The 18,053-nt window shown below is 64.5% G+C and carries 21 protein-coding genes; 7 read left to right on the top strand and 14 right to left on the bottom strand.

Annotation, left to right across the window (positions count from 1 at the left end):
* Nucleotides 1-51: 51 nt before the first annotated feature.
* On the top strand, nt 52-726 hold the full coding sequence (locus G4G00_RS06135) for a hypothetical protein (RefSeq protein WP_164271919.1): 675 nt from the start codon (nt 52-54) through the stop codon (nt 724-726).
* On the opposite strand, the gene G4G00_RS06130 is transcribed toward G4G00_RS06135, so the two are convergent.
* The 5 genes from G4G00_RS06130 to G4G00_RS06110 all read right to left on the bottom strand — a co-directional run bounded on the left by G4G00_RS06130 (nt 714) and on the right by G4G00_RS06110 (nt 3,835).
* Nucleotides 714-1,076: a hypothetical protein gene (locus G4G00_RS06130; protein WP_164271915.1), complete on the bottom strand. Its 363-nt coding sequence runs from the start codon at nt 1,074-1,076 to the stop codon at nt 714-716. The two genes, G4G00_RS06135 and G4G00_RS06130, sit on opposite strands and share 13 nt — an antisense overlap.
* A 57-nt stretch (nt 1,077-1,133) precedes the next feature.
* Nucleotides 1,134-1,631, bottom strand: coding sequence for an Ohr family peroxiredoxin (locus G4G00_RS06125; protein ID WP_108754255.1), 498 nt, complete (start codon nt 1,629-1,631; stop codon nt 1,134-1,136).
* A gap of 37 nt (nt 1,632-1,668) precedes the next feature.
* Complete coding sequence (locus G4G00_RS06120) at nt 1,669-2,436, bottom strand: SDR family oxidoreductase (RefSeq protein WP_164271912.1); 768 nt, start codon at nt 2,434-2,436, stop codon at nt 1,669-1,671.
* A 119-nt stretch (nt 2,437-2,555) separates the two neighbouring features.
* Nucleotides 2,556-3,590: a LysR family transcriptional regulator gene (locus G4G00_RS06115; RefSeq protein ID WP_164271904.1), complete on the bottom strand. Its 1,035-nt coding sequence runs from the start codon at nt 3,588-3,590 to the stop codon at nt 2,556-2,558.
* Nucleotides 3,587-3,835, bottom strand: a complete 249-nt coding sequence (locus G4G00_RS06110; protein ID WP_108754258.1) for a sigma-70 region 4 domain-containing protein — start codon at nt 3,833-3,835, stop codon at nt 3,587-3,589. The genes G4G00_RS06115 and G4G00_RS06110 overlap by 4 nt, the downstream gene beginning before the upstream one ends.
* Nucleotides 3,836-3,980: 145 nt before the next feature.
* Here G4G00_RS06110 and G4G00_RS06105 point away from each other — a divergent pair, with 145 nt between their 5' ends.
* The 3 genes from G4G00_RS06105 (at nt 3,981) to G4G00_RS06095 (ending at nt 5,895) form a co-directional block, all read left to right on the top strand.
* Entirely contained in the window at nt 3,981-4,460 is a 480-nt protein-coding gene (locus tag G4G00_RS06105) for a carboxymuconolactone decarboxylase family protein (RefSeq protein ID WP_108750340.1), read from the top strand.
* Between the two features lie 53 nt (nt 4,461-4,513).
* Entirely contained in the window at nt 4,514-4,936 is a 423-nt protein-coding gene (locus G4G00_RS06100) for a cupin domain-containing protein (RefSeq protein ID WP_164271900.1), read from the top strand.
* 77 nt (nt 4,937-5,013) lie between these two features.
* The gene (locus tag G4G00_RS06095; protein ID WP_164271893.1) at nt 5,014-5,895 is read left to right on the top strand and encodes an RNA polymerase sigma-70 factor; all 882 of its coding nucleotides are present in this window, start codon (nt 5,014-5,016) and stop codon (nt 5,893-5,895) included.
* Nucleotides 5,896-5,942: 47 nt separating this feature from the next.
* Here the strand turns inward: G4G00_RS06095 and G4G00_RS06090 are convergent, their stop codons facing one another.
* From G4G00_RS06090 to G4G00_RS06075, 4 genes are all read right to left on the bottom strand, one after another.
* The gene (locus G4G00_RS06090) at nt 5,943-6,896 is read right to left on the bottom strand and encodes an alpha/beta hydrolase (protein ID WP_164271890.1); all 954 of its coding nucleotides are present in this window, start codon (nt 6,894-6,896) and stop codon (nt 5,943-5,945) included.
* A gap of 122 nt (nt 6,897-7,018) precedes the next feature.
* Complete coding sequence (locus tag G4G00_RS06085; RefSeq protein ID WP_108757252.1) at nt 7,019-7,939, bottom strand: MBL fold metallo-hydrolase; 921 nt, start codon at nt 7,937-7,939, stop codon at nt 7,019-7,021.
* Nucleotides 7,940-8,236: 297 nt separating this feature from the next.
* Nucleotides 8,237-9,301, bottom strand: coding sequence for a hypothetical protein (locus G4G00_RS06080; RefSeq protein ID WP_164271888.1), 1,065 nt, complete (start codon nt 9,299-9,301; stop codon nt 8,237-8,239).
* Between the two features lie 54 nt (nt 9,302-9,355).
* Complete coding sequence (locus G4G00_RS06075; RefSeq protein ID WP_164271886.1) at nt 9,356-10,279, bottom strand: LysR family transcriptional regulator; 924 nt, start codon at nt 10,277-10,279, stop codon at nt 9,356-9,358.
* Between the two features lie 104 nt (nt 10,280-10,383).
* Here G4G00_RS06075 and G4G00_RS06070 point away from each other — a divergent pair, with 104 nt between their 5' ends.
* From G4G00_RS06070 to G4G00_RS06060, 3 genes are all read left to right on the top strand, one after another.
* Nucleotides 10,384-11,133, top strand: a complete 750-nt coding sequence (locus tag G4G00_RS06070; protein WP_164271884.1) for an SDR family oxidoreductase — start codon at nt 10,384-10,386, stop codon at nt 11,131-11,133.
* A 24-nt stretch (nt 11,134-11,157) separates the two neighbouring features.
* The gene (locus G4G00_RS06065) at nt 11,158-12,087 is read left to right on the top strand and encodes an alpha/beta hydrolase (protein WP_164271883.1); all 930 of its coding nucleotides are present in this window, start codon (nt 11,158-11,160) and stop codon (nt 12,085-12,087) included.
* Between the two features lie 93 nt (nt 12,088-12,180).
* Nucleotides 12,181-12,822, top strand: a complete 642-nt coding sequence (locus tag G4G00_RS06060; RefSeq protein WP_164271882.1) for a glutathione S-transferase family protein — start codon at nt 12,181-12,183, stop codon at nt 12,820-12,822.
* Between the two features lie 21 nt (nt 12,823-12,843).
* Here G4G00_RS06060 and G4G00_RS06055 read toward each other — a convergent pair whose 3' ends face one another.
* The 5 genes from G4G00_RS06055 to G4G00_RS06035 form a co-directional block, all read right to left on the bottom strand.
* On the bottom strand, nt 12,844-13,830 hold the full coding sequence (locus G4G00_RS06055) for a glycoside hydrolase family 43 protein (RefSeq protein ID WP_164271880.1): 987 nt from the start codon (nt 13,828-13,830) through the stop codon (nt 12,844-12,846).
* 101 nt (nt 13,831-13,931) lie between these two features.
* A complete protein-coding gene (locus G4G00_RS06050; RefSeq protein WP_164271878.1) occupies nt 13,932-14,351 on the bottom strand; it encodes an H-NS histone family protein in 420 nt (139 codons plus the stop codon).
* A 44-nt stretch (nt 14,352-14,395) separates the two neighbouring features.
* A complete protein-coding gene (locus G4G00_RS06045; protein WP_164271877.1) occupies nt 14,396-14,665 on the bottom strand; it encodes a hypothetical protein in 270 nt (89 codons plus the stop codon).
* Between the two features lie 232 nt (nt 14,666-14,897).
* Nucleotides 14,898-15,347 carry a GNAT family N-acetyltransferase gene (locus tag G4G00_RS06040; protein ID WP_164271875.1) on the bottom strand — a complete coding sequence of 150 codons (450 nt, stop codon included), beginning with the start codon at nt 15,345-15,347 and terminating at the stop codon, nt 14,898-14,900.
* 330 nt (nt 15,348-15,677) lie between these two features.
* Nucleotides 15,678-17,627 carry an AAA family ATPase gene (locus G4G00_RS06035; RefSeq protein WP_164271874.1) on the bottom strand — a complete coding sequence of 650 codons (1,950 nt, stop codon included), beginning with the start codon at nt 17,625-17,627 and terminating at the stop codon, nt 15,678-15,680.
* Between the last annotated feature and the right edge of the window lie 426 nt (nt 17,628-18,053).

The raw sequence follows: 18,053 nt of genomic DNA, 5'->3' as shown, positions 1-18,053 counted from the left end.
GGTGCGACCGGTCCAGCACGAGCGGCAGACGGCAGTACAGATGCTCCACGGATGGATGACTTCACCTTGATCGAAGAATCCAGACCCTACGAATCGTCAGCCAGGGCGGCGCCATCGCAGCTGCGACGCGTTTATCGGCTTGGGACGGGTGAAACTATAGAGCTGGTCCATACCGAACAGGCCGATGGCCTGCTGGAGCTGGATGCGACCCAGCAGTCACCTTCGACGCTGGATGCACTGGATCGCTATTGTGCCCGCATAGGCGGAACGGTTTCGAGGGACGGCGTGTCCGTGTTTTCACCGCAGACCCAGACGCTGCTGTCCTGTGTGGGAACCGCGCCGCGGCCAGGCAAGCCCGATCAAACAAAGGCCGAGACCATAGCACCGTCTGCGAAGCGGAACTCATGTGGGGCAACAAGCAGCATCGTCATGGATGGCCCCGGCTCTGTGTACCGCGGGGATCCTGGCGGATACGCCGTTCACGCCGACGCGGAGTTTGAAACTGTCAGCAGTCAGGTCGTGTCATGGCTGGCCAGTTTCATCCCGGGTTGCAATGTCGGCGAATCGGTGTCCGTTAACAAATGGCTGTGGGTCTCACGTGGGGTGGTCTGCTCTACCGGTGGGCTGTCTCCCGGAATCCACGAAGGAAACGCAACACTGTCGGTGTGCGGCCATTTTGACCAGAGCTCAATTGCAACTGAGATCTGGGCACTTCATGGCCGTTGAATCGCGCTTCCAAGCAAATCTTGCGCACGCGGTGACAACACGCATCCCTGCGCCTGCAATCGTGCAATGGCCCCCCGCGTGCGGCCCAGCACCCCGGTATTGGCAATGAAGGTGAATGCGCTTCCTTCAAACGCCAGCACGATGTTCTGCGTACTGTGCCAGTTCCGGTAGTCCACTTCGGCAATCGCGCTGTAGGGTTGCTCACGGCGGCGCAGCACGCGGTATTCCACACGGTCCGCGTGCAGGATCAGGCGCGGGTTCAGGCTGTTGTGCGCCAGCGCAAACCATGGCAGCGCGCGCAATCCCAAGAACGCAGCTTCCAGGGTGACGGTGAGGGACGTGGTGTGCATGGCTCATTATCGCAGCCGCGAGCCTGATCACCAGGCAACCATGGCAGGGCGCGGCGTTCATCCCACGCTGACCCGCACCACGTGACTGATGCCGCGATGGAACATCTTGGCGTACGGACACACGCGTTCGGTATTGCGCACCAGTTCCGCCGCCAGCGTGGCATCCATGCCCGGCAGGCACACCACGATCTCGGCGGACAGCAGATACAGGCCATCCACCGGGTCACGGGCAAAGGTCACCCCCACCTCGACGCTGGGCTGGTCCAGCACCAGGCCAGCCCGCGCGGCAACCAGCACCATGGCGCCGTGGAAGCAGCCGGCGTAACCGGCCGCCAGCAACTGTTCGGGATTGGTGCCACCGCCGGGGCCGCCCAGTTCAGGGGGCAGGCGCAGATCAACGGCCAGCGCACCATCATCCGAACGCACCACGCCCGAGGCGCGACCGTGCCCGGCCTGGCCGCCCTGAACCCGCACGCGGCCGGTGTAGAGGGGGCGCACCTCATCGCCGTGATAGCGATCGAGCACACTGGACGGCGGCGGCTTCAGGCCATTCATCGGCAGACCTGGATATCCAGCAGCGTGGACGGCCGCGTCATGCCCGCGGCCCCGCTGCCGGCGTGGACTGCTGCAGCCACTGGGCGAAGTCGATGCGGCCCGTCCACGCCTCGCCCTGCGGCACCAGCGTGCCCTGCTGCAGTACCGCGCCAAAATAAGGCGCGTCCGGGTCGGCCACCACCTCGCGCGTATCCCCGTTGGCCTGCAGGAAACGCTGTGCCAGCGCCGCCATCGATTCGCGCTGCGGCCCGGCAATGTCTACCACGCCGTTCACCGGCGGCTGCAGTGCGATGCGCGCCACCGCATCGGCCACATCGTCGGCGGCAATCGGCTGCACATCGGCACTGGACAGGCGCAGGGTCGGGCCCTGCCCGGCCGACTGCACGATGCCCGGCAGGAATTCGAAGAACTGGGTGGAGTGGATGATGGTGAACGGCAGGCCCGAATCACGGATCAACTGCTCCTGCGCGATCTTGCCGCGGAAGTAGCCGCTGGCGGCCAGCTGATCGGTGCCCACCACCGACAGCGCCACATGGTGGCGTACGCCCGCGCGCGCGGCCGCAGCCAGGATCGTGTGCCCGGCCGTAACGAAGAACGACAGCACGGCGGCGTCTTCGAACGAAGGCGAGTTGGCCAGGTCCAGCACCACCTCGGTGCCGGCCATGGCCGCGTCCAGGCCCTGTCCGGTCAACACATCGATGCCCGTGGACGGTGCTGCAACCACGGCCTCATGCCCGGCGGCCCGCAAACGGTCCACCACCTTGCTGCCGATGCGGCCGGTGCCGCCAATGACGAGAATCTTCATGTGCTGTCTCCAGGAATGCGGAAGGGGAATAGCCGGTTCGCTGCCATGCTAGGAACACCGCTGGGCCGGCAGTAGATCCGGCGGCGGCCCCACGTTGTTGCCTGCCATGCACCAATCGCTCAGGCCCATGCCGGCGCATCGGCGGTCGCGGCCACGGCGGCCTGCTGGCGTGCTTCCCAGTGCGAAATGGCGTCCAGGTCCAGCGCGCGCACACGCTGGGTGCTGAAGTCGATGAACGCGCGGATACGCTTGGGCAGTTGCCGACGGCTGAGGTAGCACAGGTAGTGGCCGCGGTCGTGCGGCGCATAGCGGTCCAGGCAGGTCACCACGCTGCCGGCGCGCAGCGCATCGCGCACCTGGTAGCTGGGCAGTTGCGCGATGCCCAGGCCATCGACCACGGCCTGCAGCACGAGCTCGGCATCGTTGAACACCAGCGCCGCGGTGGGCTGCGGGTGCATCTCCTGGCCGTCCACCCGGAACTCCCAGCGTTGCATGCGCCCGGCAGGCAGCCGGCGGCCAATGCAGGCATGGGCGGCCAGCGCGTCCACACTCTGCGGCGCACCATGGGCCTGCACATAGGCCGGCGACACGCAGGCGACCAGTTGCATCGGCACCAGTTGCTTGGCGATGACCTGGCTGTCTTCCAGCACGCCTTCGCGGAAGGCGATATCGATGCGATCGCCGGCCAGGTCCGGCGCCTGTTCGTCCAGCAGCAGCTCCACGGTCACCTGCGGATGTTCCCTGCGGAAGGCCGCAAGCAACGGCGCGATCACGCGGCGCCCGAAACCGTGCGTGGCGCTGATGCGCAGATGACCGCGCGGCGGTCCTTCGCGCAGGTCCTGCATTTCATCCAGCGCCTGCAGGATGCACTCCACGCCAGGGCTGCAACCCTCAAGGAACAGCTCACCCTCGCGGGTGAGCGAGGTGGATCGCGTGGTGCGCAGGAACAGGCGCACGCCCAGCTGGGTTTCCAGCTTCTGCACGCTGCGGCTGACCGCCGATCTGCCGATGCCCAGGCGGTCACCGGCGCGGGCGAAGCTGCCCTCGCTGGCCACGGCGATGAACGCCAGCACGCCCGCGTAGCTGGTGGAAAACGAGGCATTGAGCGGATCACGCGCGGCCGTGGCGGCGGTCGCAGGGGACGATGCATTCATGGGGTCGGGGGCTCCACAGCGTTGGGGTGCTGGTGCAGGTGGGCACGCGCCTGCAGCAGGCGCTGGTGGCACGCTGCGGCGCTCAGGCCCAGCAGCGGCACGATGTCGTCCACGTCGGCGCCCAGCACGTCATGCAGCAACAGCACGGCGCGGGTATCGGCAGGAAGCTGCGCCAGCGCGGCAAGGAAGGACTGCCAGATACGTTCGCTGGCAGGGCGCAAGGCATGGGCGTTCGGGGTGTCCATGCCCGGCAGACGTGCGGGCGCCTGCCGCTGTGACAGGCCATTGGTGTTTTTCGTGCAACGCGATGCATCCCCGGCGCGGCCTACCGCCACCGCCGCCGCGTTCGTAGCCTGCGCAGCACGTTCCCCTGCCTACAGGCCCCCTGCCATGACCCATCGTCTGGACTACGCCGCACTGTCCCCCGAACTGTTCAAGAAGCTCGGCACGTTCTCGCATGCCGCCCATCACGCCAGCATCGAACCGGCCATCATCGACCTGGTCAACATCCGCGCATCGCAGCTAAATGGCTGTGGGTTCTGCCTGGACATGCATGTGAAGGAAGCCACCATCCGTGGCGAGCGCCCGCTGCGGCTGCATCACGTCGCGGCATGGCGCGAATCGAACCTGTTCAGCCCGCGCGAGCGCGCCTGCCTGGCATGGACCGATGCCCTGACCCATCTACCTGCCCAGGGCGTGGCCGATGCGCTGTACGACCAGGTTCGCGGGCAGCTGTCCGAACAGGAGCTGGTGGACCTGACCTACGCGGTGATGGCGATCAATGCCTGGAACCGCGCCAACGTGGCATTCGGCACCGTGCCGGGTGTCCTGGACCAGGCCTTCGGCCTGTCCCGGGCCGGACTGGCCTGATCCGGCTGCGCCGCGCTCCGGCACGGCGCCACTTCCTTCCCAGGAGACATCCCATGCGAACCCCTATTGTCCTGGCACTGTGCGGCCTGCTGTCGATGGCCTCGGCACAGGCGGCCCCCGCCACGCCCACCGCCCAGAAGGCCGCGCCGGAACCTGTCGTGCGCGAGGTCATGACCCAACCCCTGCCCGACTACCCCGGCAAGGAGGCGCTGATCCTGACCGTGGAATACCCGCCCGGCGGCGCCGACCCGGTGCACCGGCACGATGCCCACGGCTTCATCTACGTGCTGCAGGGACGCATCGTGATGGGCGTTGCCGGCGGCCGCGAAGTCACCCTCGGCCCCGGCGAGGCCTTCCATGAAGGTCCGCAGGACCTGCACACCGTGGGCCGCAACGCCAGCAAGACCGAGCCAGCCAGGTTCGTGGTCTTCCTGCTGAAGGACATCGGCACCCCGGCGGTACTGCCGCCGCACTGAGCGCGCCCGTCCAACCAGCCCCCCCTGCACAGCTCCCCGGGTGTCACAATCCGGGGAACTGTCCCGTCTGCGCTGGCATGGACGACTCGACCGCCCTTTTCACCCAGCTTCGCCCGCGCCTGTTCGGCGTGGCCTACCGCATGCTCGGCTCGGCGCATGAAGCCGAGGACGTGGTACAGGATGTCTGGCTGCGCTGGCATGGTGCCGACAGAGCACAGATCGACAATGCCGAGGCCTGGCTGGTGGCCACTACCACCCGCCGCGCCATCGATGGCCTGCGCCTGGCCCGGCACCGTCGCGAGCACTACGTGGGCATGTGGCTGCCCGAGCCGCTGCTGACCGACGAATCGACCACCCCGGAACACGTGATGGAAACCGCCAGCGATCTGTCGGTGGCCTTCCTGAACGTGCTTGAGCGGCTGGCACCGGACGCGCGCGCCGCGTTCCTGCTGCACGATGTGTTCGAACAGGACTACGCCGTGGTCGCCCGCACCCTGGACAAGACCGAAGCGGCGTGCCGGCAGATCGTGCACCGTGCACGGCTGCAGCTGCGCCAGGCGCGACCCCGCTACAACGTGCCGCAGCATGTCCACCAGAAGCTGATGCAACGCTTTGCCGATGCAGTTTCCAGCGGTGATTTCGCCAGCATGAAAGCACTGATGGCCGAGTCGGCAGAACTGATCGGCGACGGCGGCGGCATCGTCACCAGTTTCCCCAAGCCGATGGTGGGTGGCGCGCGGATCGCCCAGCTGCTGTACGCACCGCACCTGCGCCGCAAGGACCAGCTGCGCATGGTGCCGACCATGATCAATGGTCGGCTGGGCCTGCTGCGCTACTTCGACGGCGTGCTGGAATCGGCCATGGCCTTCGATACCGATGGCGAGCAGATCATCCAGATCCTGGTGCAGCGCAATCCGCACAAACTGCAGCATCTGGACCGCCAGCTGGCCATCCAGTAGCCGCCACGCAGAAGGCCCCGGCATTGCCGGGGCCTTCGTCTTCGCACTTACTTCTGCTGCAGGAAGGCCAGCAGGTCCTGGTTGACCTTGTCCTTGTGGGTGTCGGTCAGGCCGTGCGGCGCACCCGGGTACACGATCAGCTTGGCGCCCTTGATCAGCTTGGCCGACTGGCGACCGGAGATGTCGATCGGCACGATCTGGTCGTCATCACCGTGGATGACCAGGGTCGGCACATCGAACTTCTTCAGGTCGGCGCGGAAGTCGGTGGCCGAGAATGCAGCGATCGAATCGTAGGTGTTCTTGTGACCACCCTGCATGCCCTGCGCCCACCAGGCGTCGATCAGGCCCTGGGAAACCTTCGCGCCCGGGCGGTTGAAGCCGTAGAACGGGCCCGACGGAATGTCCTTGTACAGCTGCGCGCGGTTTTCCATCTGCGCCTTGCGGATACCGTCGAACACTTCGATCGGCAGACCGTTGGGGTTGTCGGCGGTCTTCAGCATGAACGGCGGCACCGAGCTGATCAGCACGGCCTTCTTCACCCGCCCGGTGCCATGGCGGCCGATGTAGCGCGCCACTTCGCCGCCGCCGGTGGAGAAGCCCACCAGGGTCACGTCGTGCAGGTCCAGGGTGTTGATCACCGTGGCCAGGTCATCGGCGTAATGATCCATGTCGTTGCCATCCCAGGGCTGGCTGGAACGGCCGTGGCCACGGCGGTCGTGCGCGATCACGCGGTAACCGTGGTTGGCCAGGAAGATCATCTGCGATTCCCAGCTGTCCGAGTTCAGCGGCCAGCCGTGGCTGAAGGTGACGACCGGGCCGTCCTTCGGGCCCCAATCCTTGTAGTACAGCTGCACGCCGTCGGCGGTGGTGATGTAGCTGGCGGTGCGGGCAATGCTGGTGACCGCGGCCGGCTTGGCCGGCTCGGCCGCCTGGGCGGACACGCCGGCCTGCACGGACAGGGCCAGCATGGCGGCGGCCAGGGTACGGGTAGCAAATTTCATGGGGGAACCTCGTCTTGGGTGGTTGGACAGGCGCTACTGTGCGCCCGGAACCGGGCGCATCGGTGACGAATGGTCCGTAAAACTTGATCGACCGTATTGGATCGATGTGCTGCGACGGCCGCTCAGAAATCCCAGAACACCGGCACCCAGCGGTAGGCCTGGCCATCGCGTGAAACCCGGCCCACCGACGGGAACGGCAGGTGGGTGGCCACCAGCATTTCGCCACTGCCGGCCAACTGGTCCAGCAGGGCAATGCGCACGCGCGCCGATTCTTCCGGATCGTGCTCGAAGCCGTTGTGCCAGTTCGGCTGATCGAAGCCCACTGCAAACACCGCATCGCCGGCAAAGGTCAGCGCCTGGCCAGCCGATGCCACGCGCACCACGCAATGTCCGGGCGTGTGCCCGCCGGTGCGGCGCGCCACCACACCCGGCGCGATCTGCTGCTCGTCCTGGAAGGTGTGCACCAGGCCGCTGTACTCGGCCCAGAACTGCTTGGCCGTGGCCCGCAGTGCATCGGGGAAGCCCTGCGGCATGTTGGTGCGGGCAAAGTCCGGCGACTTCCAGAATTCCACTTCGGCCGCCGCAATGTGGATCTTCAGGTCCGGGCGAAGCTGTTCTTTCACGCCGTCCACCAGCAGGCCGCCGATGTGGTCCATGTGCATGTGGGTGATCACCACATCGGTAATCCCGCCCAGATCGATACCCGCCGCACCCAGGCGGCGGATCAACTGGCCGGCACGCGGCAACTGCAGGTCCGGATCCATGCCCAGGCCGGCGTCGATCAGGATGGTGCGATCACCACTGTGCACCACCATCACGTTCAACGCCCAATCGAAGGCATCGTGCGGCAGGTACATCTCGTCGAACCATTCGTCGCGGTCCGCTGCAGGCACGTTGTGGCCCAGCATCTGCGTGGGCAGCGGCAGGACGCCATCGCTGATCACCAGCACTTCGACATCGCCCACGTTCAGGGCGTAGCGCGAGGGCACCAGTTCATCGAGTGCGGGAGCGATGGGGGCGGCGGTATTTTCCAGACTGAACATGAGCGGATCTCCACGAAGGGTTGGCTGGCGGCAGCACGGCAACGCTGGCGCGAACAGGTCCGGGCGCTTTCCCGCAGCGCAGGGCATGGCACTGCCCAGGCTGATACGCCCGGCAGCACAGCACTGCGCGATTCAGGGAAAGGGGGCCACGGCCTTGGCAGTGGGCCCGGAACACGGCAGGGACCGTGTGGGATCAGCGTAGGCAACGCGCCGCCACGGCAGTAGATCCGCAGCCGGGTACGTGGTGTTGCCCTTCGGGAAGCAGTGCGGCGGGCGCCTGGACCCGCCATGACGACCTCAGCCGTCCTTGCCCATCAGCCAGCGGATCGCCTGCGGGAAACTGCTCTGCCAATCCTGCGGATAACTATGGCCACCATCGTGCGTGCGTGACTTCAACAGGTTGTCCTGGCCGAACAGCGCGCGGAAATCGGCACTCATCTTCTGGTTGGCCGGCCCTTCCTGTTCGCCGTTGATGACGAACACGCGCTTGCCGCGTGCCGCGCTTTCCGTCGGCACCGGCTGGCGCCAGCCACCTGGAGACACCAGCAGCACGCCGGCATAGTCGGCCGGGTGCTGCGCCAGCAATGCACCGGCATGCTGGGCGCCCTGCGAGAAGCCCATCAGGTACACCTGCCTGCGATCAATGCACTGGCCCGCGGCCAGTTCATCCAGGCCCTGCTGCACGACCCTGTGCGTACTCTCATACGGGCCGGTCCATGCGAAGCTGTCCAGCGACTCGCGCATCTGCGTGCCATTGACCCCCAGCAGCACCACCCCGGCATCGGCCAGGGGCTGGTCGCTGTCGTCCAGCTCGCCGTTGATGCCGTACCCGTGCAACCAGACCAGCACCGGCGCGCACGCCGGCATGGGCACGCTACGCGAAGGCTGCAGCACCGACGTGGCGCCCACCCGACCGGCCGCCACCTTTTCGTAGCGCGCCTGGGTATGGGCCAGCGCCTGCTGGAAGAACTCGGTCTGGCGAAGATCCTTGAAGTCTTCGTCCTCGGCCAACACGGGTGCGAACCACATGCCGCGTTCGTCGGCCTCCTCCAGGTAGCGCTGGGCCAGTTCATCGTCACCGCGGCGGGCAAACAATGCCGCAGCGTGGTACGACGCCTGCGAAAGCTGGGGATCTTCGCGTGCGGCGGCCAGATAAAGGGCCAGCGACTGCAGCACGGTCAGCTCATCGTCTTCGGCCTTGTCCATCAATTCCTGCGCATCATCGGCATTGATCAACGCGTTCACCACCGGGCTGACGGCCTTGAAGGCAATGGTGCTGGCGCTGTCGTCGTCTGCTGCAAAGACGGTGGGCGTGCACAGCGCCAGCGCGCTGGAAAGAGCAAGTACAGACAGACGACGCATGACGATCTTCCTTGATGAAGCGACAAAAAAACGGAGCGCGATTCTAGCAGCGCCTCATCCCGCCGCGTGGCCATCAATGCCCTGCACCAAGCGCGCCGCCAACCGCGGCAGGCGCAACTGCTGCAGCCACCACTGCAGCGCGCGGCCCTCATGTTCGCCACGCCAGGCCACGTACAGCAGGTTCGGCTCGCGCGGATCGGTCATGGTTTTTTCAACCAGTTCGCCGCGCGCCAACAGACTGGCCACGCGCTCGCGTGGCAACCATCCCACGCCCAGCCCCTGCCGCTGCGCTTCAATCTTGGCGCGCATGCTGGGCACTGCCAGCGCGGGTTGCCCGCCCAGCACGCCATAGCCACGCGCATCCAATCGCCGTGAGGTATCGGCCACGACCACCGCGCGGTGCTGGCGCAGCAGGGCGGCGTCCACCGGCTCCGGTGCGCGCGCCAGCGGGTGCCGCGGCGATACCGCAAACACCCAGTCCATCACCCCCAGCTCGAACCAGCGCAGGCCGGGAATCACCGGCGGTTCGTTGGTTGCGCCCACCACCAGATCGGCGCGGCCCTCGCGCAGTGCGTCCCAGGTGCCGGTCAGCACCTCGTGGGTGATGCGCAGGCCCACGCCTGATTCCAGCGCGTCGAACGCCTGGATGACCGGCAGCAGGGTTTCAAATTCCAGCACTTCGTCGGTCACGATCCACAGCCGGTCTTCCCAGCCGCCGGCGACCTGCTGCACGCGCCGGGTCAGCCGCGAAACGTCCAGCAGCAGCCGCGCCGCTTCCTGCGCCAGCAACTGGCCGGCCGGGGTCAGCTGCAGGCGGTAGCGGCGGCGGTCGAACAGCAGCGCATCGAAGCGCGCTTCCAGTTGCCGCGCCGCATGCGAAACCGTCGAGGGTGCCTTGCCCAGCCGGGCCGCCGCACGCGACAGGCTGCCGCTCTCACGGATGGCTTCCAACAGGGCCAATTCGTCTGCCGACAACATGTTCGATCCCTTCGAACGAGTTCGTCGGAAGTGTGGCACGGAAACCACCCAGGCGCGGCGCAGCATGGGCTCACGGCAAAGAGCCGGCATCGAAGGACTTCACCATGAACCGCTTCAGCAACAAGACCCTCCTCGTCACCGGCGGCAGCAGCGGCATCGGTCTGGCCACCGCCCAGGCCTTCGCCCGCGAAGGCGGCCGGGTGGTCATCACCGGCCGCGACGCCGCGGCACTGGAACAGGCCCGCCCCAGCCTCGGCGATGACGCCCTGGTACTGGTGAACGACGCCGCCGACCCGGCCGGCGCCCGCGCCCTGGCCGCTGCGCTGGCCGAGGCCGGCGTGCACCTGGACGCCGTGTTCCTCAACGCCGGCATCGCCCGCCTCGCCCCGTTCGAGAGCGTGGACGAGGCGCTGTGGGACCAGGTGTTCAACACCAACATCAAGGGCCCCTACTTCCAGGTACAGGCGCTGCTGCCGCTGCTGAACCCCGGCACCTCGATCGTCATTAACGGATCGATCAACGCCCACATCGGCATGCCCAACAGCTCGGTCTATGCCGCCAGCAAGGCCGCGGTGATTTCGCTTGCCAAGACCCTGTCGGCCGAACTGCTGCCGCGCGGCGTGCGGGTGAACGTGGTCAGCCCCGGCCCGGTGGCGACCCCGCTGTATGGAAAGCTGGGTCTGGACGCCAGCACGCTGGATGCCACCGCCGCGCAGATCCAGAGCCAGATTCCGCTGGGTCGCTTCGGCACCCCGGACGAAATCGCCGCCACCGTGCTGCACCTGGCCGCACCCGAATCGGCCTTCATCGTCGGCACCGAGATCATCGCCGACGGTGGCATGAGCCAGCTGTAAACCCCTTCCTTCCAGGAGCACACCATGAACATCCTGTCGCGTTCCCTGCAGCGTGCGGCCACCGCCCTGCTGCTCGCGCTGGCCGTGCAGGCCAGCGCCCATGCCGCCGGCGCTGCCACCATCAGCGACCACACCGCCACCGTCAACGGCGTCAGCCTGCACTACCTGCAGGCTGGCCAGGGCGAGCGCTCGCCGGTGGTGCTGCTGCATGGCTACGCCGAAACCAGCCACATGTGGCGGCCGTTGATGCCGCAGCTTGCCGACCGCCACGTAGTCATCGCGCCGGACCTGCGCGGCGCCGGCAGCTCATCCAAGCCCGAAGGCGGTTATGACAAGAAAACCCTGGCCCAGGACATCCACGCACTGGTGAAATCGCTGGGCTATTCCAAGGTAAAGATCGTCGGCCATGACATCGGCCTGATGGTGGCCTACGCCTACGCCGCGCAGTACCCCGAAGAGGTGGACAGCATCGTGCTGATGGATGCCTTCCTGCCCGGCGTGGGCGACTGGACCCACGTCTGGCTGCTGCGAGACCTGTGGCATTTCCACTTCTACGGCGATACCCCGCTGAAGCTGGTGCAGGGCCGCGAGCGCACCTACTTCGAGCACTTCTGGAACGACTTCGCCGCCAACCCGGCGCAGTCGGTGCCCGAAGCCGATCGCCGCTTCTACGCCGCCGAATATGCACGCCCGGGTGGCATGCGTGCCGGCTTCGAATACTTCCGCAATTTCGAGCAGGACGCGAAGGACTTCGCGCAGTTCGCGAAGACGCCACTGCAGATGCCGATGCTGGTGCTGTCCGGTGAAAAAGCCGGCGGCCAGTTCCTGATCGACCAGGCGCGGATGGTCGATCCCCAGGTGGAAGGCGTGATCGTGAAGGGCTCCGGCCACTGGCTGATGGAAGAAGCACCGGAGCAGACGATCCCGGCATTGGTGGCCTTCCTGGATCGCTGAGTGCGTGGGTGCAGGCGGGGCCGGCCTGTCGATTGTCGGCCCCGTCGTTCGTCGGAACAGGTAACGCAGCCCGTTTCCTGCAGGAGCAGCACCATGCAACCGACCATCACCGCCTTTGCCACCTCCCCCGACCGTGGCCAGGGCCTGGCCCGCGACATGCGCGTGCGCTGGGCGCTGGAAGAACTGGGCCAGGCCTACGACGTGCGCCTGCTGGGCTTCGCTGAAATGAAGGAACCGGCGCATCGCGCGCGCCATCCGTTCGGGCAGATTCCCACTTATGAAGACGGCGACCTGGTGCTGTTCGAATCGGGCGCGATCATCCTGCACCTGGCCGAGCAGCATGCCGGCCTGCTGCCGCCCGATGGCAACGCACGCATGCGCGCGATCATGTGGATGTTCGCCGCGTTGAACACGGTGGAGCCGCCGATTGTCGAACGCTCGCTGGCCTGGGTGCTGGAACGCGAACAACCCTGGTATGCACAGCGGCTGGTGATGCTGGATGAGCGCGTGCGGCGGCGACTGGGCGAACTGTCCGTACGGTTGGGCGATGCCCCCTGGCTGGAGGGCGGCTTCAGCGCCGCCGATCTGTTGATGGTGTCGGTGCTGCTGCGCCTGAAGCGCAGCGGCATCGTCGATGAATTCCCGTTGCTGGCCGCCTACGTGGCGCGTGCGACGGCACGACCGGCCTACCAGCGCGCGTTCGCCGCGCAGCTGGCAGTGTTCCAGAACGCCTGATGGCCTGCCGCTCGGCCCGCCTCAGCGCAGCGGATCGGCCGCCACGCCTTCATGGGTGATCTTCACCGGCAGAATGTGGCCCTGCGCATCGAATTCCATGCGCTCGATGGCGGTCACCCGATGGTCGCGGGCGCTGTCACCGTGGGGGCGACGGTGGTAGACGATGTACCAGCGATCGGTGCCCGGCACCTGGATCACCGAGTTGTGGCCGGCGCTGGTGGCGATGGCTTCATCCTGCTGCAGGATCTTGCCGACGCGCTTGAACGGCCCCGTCGGTGCATCGGCAATGGCATAGGCCACCGAATAATCCGGGCTGCCCCAGCCGCCTTCGGACCACATGAAGTAATAGCGGCCGCCGCGCTTGAACATCAGCGGGCCTTCCACGTATTCCGGGGCCGGGGTGATTTCCTTGAACAGCGTGCCATCGGCCAGCGGCAGCACGCCGGTGAAATCCTCCTTCAGGCGCACGATGTTGGCGTGCTTCCAGCCGCCGTAGATCATGTACCAGGCGCCATCGTCATCCTTGAACACGAACTGGTCGATGGGCTGGGCGCCATTGTGGAACGCGCCCACCAGCGGCTTGCCCAGCAGATCCTTGTAGGGGCCTTGCGGGCGGTCGGCCACGGCCACGCCAATGCCACCCAGCTCGCTGTCGGTCTTGATGTCGTTGGCGGCGAAGAAGAAGTAGTACTTGCCGTTGTTTTCCACCACCGACGGCGCCCACATCGCGCGCTTGGCCCACGGCACCGCCTTGGCGTTCAGGACGTCGGCATGCTTGGTCCAGTGCAGTAGATCGGGCGACGAGAATGCATCGAAGGTAGTCTGCGCTTCGTACACGGCCGAGGTGGTCGGGAAGATCCAGTAGCGGCTGCCGAACACGGCCGCCTCCGGGTCGGCGTACCAGCCCTGCAGGATCGGATTACCCGAGGTGGCCGGCGGCGCGGCCTGCGCGCCCGATGCCAGTGCCACCGCCATGCAGGCGGCCATCATCCACTTCCCCAACGCCATGCCGTGAGCTCCCGTGCTGGATAGATGCGAGCATATTAGATCGATCCAGATAAGGAATGCGAAGGCGGTCCCACTCCGCATGCGGGAGTGGGATGCAGGCCTCAGGCCTTCTTGATGACGGTGCGCTTGCCGATGGTGCTGGTCTTGCCCGCCGTCGGCTTGGCCAGCCCGGGAATCAGGAAATCGGTGACCTTATGGCCCTTGGACACCTTGGCCGCCAGCCAGCGCGGCATGCGCCCGCGGCCGGTCCAGGTCAGTCGCTTGTATTCGGGATCGCGGTACTTGGGCGCCACCTTGCCGGACTTGCGGCGGGTGGTTCTGCGGGCCGGCGCGGGCGCGGTGTGGGCGTCGTCACCGAACAATTCTTCGATGGTGTAACCGGCTTCGGCGGCGGCGGCCTTCAGCAGGCGGCGCACGGCGGCAGCCGGGCGACGGGAGGTGATCAGGGCCTTGCGCTGTTCAGCGGCCGCCACCAGGGCGCCCAGCTCGCGCAGGCTGAGCGATTCGATATCGATAGTCATGGGAGGGAAAGGTCCACTGCGGCGGGCCGGGTGTCAAGCTGGGTTTACTTGCCATTCGACATTGGCTGGCGAACGGTTCGTCCCGCTTGCCCTGCAAGGCATCGATACCGAATGAACGGTTTCTCGGTTCGATCAACGGCAGTCAGGGCATTTCCATCGGCGCTCAGCCTGAAGTGGCTGGCGCTCAGCCAGGTCTCGCCCTCGCCAGAGAGTTCCGCGATGAGCATGATCTCGCGCGGTCCGCTATCTACCACGGCCTTGATGGGCCCAGTGCTTCCCCAGTAGGTAATGTGCCTGGGCTTGATGACGAGCATGGATTCGTCCCAATCGGCACCGCAGGCTCTGGTCCCCGCGCTCCACTCGCCGAGAAACGGGTGGGAAGGGAATCGACGCGCTCAGCAGCATGCAGACCGAAACTGGAAACTGCCAGCAGAACTGCAAACAGATGATTCATCCAGCAACTCCACACCTACTGGTAAATGCAGACATGATGATGCCACGGGATTCAAATACCGCGTATGCGGAGACATGCTTACCCGGGACCTGTTACGGGTGAATGGCGTAGACGAAGAAGGCGTCGTCGCGCTCCCATCCCAGGCCTTCGTACAGCCGCTGCGCAGGCAGGTTGCTGCGGCCGGTCTGCAGTTCCAACCGGCCAGCACCCCGCCGACGCGCCTCATCGGTTGCCGCGATCATCAGCGCACGGGCCAGGCCCTGGCGACGTGCCGATTGCGCGATATACAGGTCGTACAGAATGAAACTGCGCTGCGCGCTTACTGAATCGAACAGCGGGTACAGCTGGGTAAACCCGACAACTCCGTGTTCCTCGGATTCGATTACAAGCACCAGTGAATCGCCGGCGTGCAACCGCTCACGCATGAAGGTGGTTGCAAGTTCAAGGTCTGCGGGCTGTTCGTAGAACTGCCGGTAGTCGTTGAAGAGCGCAGCGACCTGCGGGAGGTCGGAAGACGAAGCGATGCGAATGGTGGGTGCCATGGTGAGCCTCCTTGCAGAGGCCTGAGCGTGGCGCTGACGGTGTGAGCGTGTGTTGAAAGCTTGCTCGCGATGGAGGCGTTGGTGGGCCCACCAGGATTCAAATAAAGCCCCATATGCATTGCAGCGCAATGGTTTATCGATCCGCCATCACCCATGTTGCCGCCAAAGTTACCGCCATTGCGATCCTTCTAGGAGACATCAATGCAGTCATATGGACAGGGGGGCTGCGGGCTTATGCAGCAGCACTTATCTGTCTGCAAGGAACGGCTTGAGCGGCTCGACGCCTGATAAGCAATGGCCCCTCCTATGAGGAGGGGCCATTGGGAACGATCAGTGCGCGCCGATGATCTTTACATCACTAGCCATGCCATTTTGACCGGCCCAGTTCGCTAGTATCTGACGCAACTTATCGGCAAAGTCTACGTCAGACACTGCCCCGCCCACAGCGCAATGCTGAGCATCTGAAAGAAGCTCTTCCATCAGGCTCTCGACATCGGCCTGCATCGTTGCGCTGTTCTGCACTCCGACGTACATAGTCAGAGGCTTTGACTTTGAGCCAGCTGAGAAGCCCATCCGACGTTCAAAGTCCGGCACGCTAACCCGGTGCCTTACCAGGACACCGTTGGCGCGAGCAGCCTGAATAGCGGTCCATATCTTGCCATTCTCAGTCCACGCGCTATTTTTTTTGCCGTTATCAATGAAGGGCGTATCTGTGTCGTGCAGGACACCAAACGGTATCTTGAAATGACTTAGGACTTTGATAAGTGGGACGATCAGGGCTTTTCCTCGCGCCCGAATAGGAGTGACATGCTGCGCGAGCGGCTTTGGCGTTTTCACAAGCGAGGCAATGAAGGCAGCATGCTCCGTATCGCCTTCTACAATGACCGGGTACGAACCAAAGAAAACTTCCGAGAAGCTCGGGTCAATCTGCTGCAATGCTTGAAGTTCTTCTTTCTCCGTGCCTACAAAGTTTACACTGTCCGATCGGTAGACCTTCGTCACGGTGCTACCACCGCCAGAATTTGCGCTGTCCATACGAACGATCGTCGTATGGTCCTCAAAAGGATTGACGAAATAAGGCGAATGCGTGGTAAGCATAACTTGCCAATCGCCGGCCTTGGCCAGGTCATACAGGTAGCGCTGAGCAGCTCGAGCTGCCATCGGATGCAGAGCGTTCTCAGGCTCGTCAATTAGCAGAATGTAGCCGGGAAACACGACGTCGTTCGGATCAGGCTCCACCGCCGTTGCCGGAACAGGGTTGGGTGCAGCTGACCCAATCCGCTGCTTGATCTTGTGCTGAACTTCCTCGATTTTTTCCGTAAGGGCTACTACGTCCTGTTCTTTAGCCTTGGATAGCTTCTCCTTGTGCTTCTTTAGGTCTTTCTGAAGCTGCTCGACCTCGGCCTTGTCTCGCTCGAGCTCCGACAAGACCTTAACCATTCCCCAGAACAAAGTCCGACGCGCGCCAGTGCCCTGTCGCGAGGGGTCAGTGGTTGTTTTGCCGTCTGATATGTTGATCTTCGAGCCGTTCTTCAGGAGCTCTTCAAACTTAATATTCGGCGCGTCGGGTGAAAGAGTAAGCGATACTGACAGGGACGGAAAAACTCCCACAACGCCAGTAGATACCCGTGATGCAATTTGGGTAAAGTGCGTCGCGTGATTGCTGGCGAGCGCGTCGACTCGCTGCTGAATTCCATTGATAGCAGTCTGCAACACTGATCCAGGGCTAGCAACTTCTAAGGCAATGTCGGCTGTGAGCGGAATGAGCGCCATAGTCAATAGCTGCGACTGATACGTGGCAGCGTCATCCAGCGAGCCGATTCGGATGGGCTCCGGCAACCTGGCGCCGAACACCGAATCGAAACCGCCTGCCTTTTGATCTGGGTCCCAATCGCCCTGACCACCCTTTGCGGTTGGCGACCATGTCTGTCGCTTCATCGCGAACCCGTCCTTGGGCGACCACAGCCATCTACTCTTTACGACTAGTAGCCCATCCCTATCGACTTTCCACTTTTCGTCAATATTCCCAAGTCCTTTGGGAATGTGCACCTCCATGACGATCTCTGATGGATCGTTCTCAGCCGCATGTTGATGCCGATCCTCGGCGGTGAACGTCTGCTTGCCTTTGGCCAACTGATAGGCGGTGAGGATTGTAGATTTGCCAGCGTTGTTCATGCCGACGAGGCAGACGATCTGGTCGAGTGTGACAGTGACTGGGGTGGCGCCTATGCAGCCAATATTCTTTACCGAAATGCTAAGCAAACGAGAACGTTGTGCCATTTCATTTCCCCTGTTGAGAGTCCATTCGCTCCGCTCCACAGAGCCTCCCAAGTGTCCGCATTGGCGGACCTTTTCACAAGTTCCTCACGGTCCGTACGGATGAAGCCACTTCAGTATGGAAAATATCTATCCAGACGCCTGCGAGCGCGCACTTGTCTCCCCACCACGCCTGCCCGCTTCATAGGGTGCTTTTTCTGCACTACCTGCACCCATGCCGGGAGCAAGGCTGCTAAGGCTCTGGATGGCTCTGATCAATCGCTTAAATGCCTGCAAAACCCTGCGGCTAGGGGCGATTTGAGTGGGTGCATCGGCAGCCGAAGTAACGTTGGAAAGGACAGGGCGTAAAAGTAGTAAGAACAGTGCGTCCAATTGGGTCCAAGAAGGAAAGCCCACTGTTTGGAGTGTTTCAGGAACGCAATGAATTGA

The organism is Stenotrophomonas sp. B1-1, from assembly GCF_010894375.1.
In the GTDB taxonomy this organism is placed as follows: domain Bacteria; phylum Pseudomonadota; class Gammaproteobacteria; order Xanthomonadales; family Xanthomonadaceae; genus Stenotrophomonas.
Note: the sequence above shows the minus strand (reverse complement) of the source record. Positions and strands in the feature narration are given on the sequence as shown.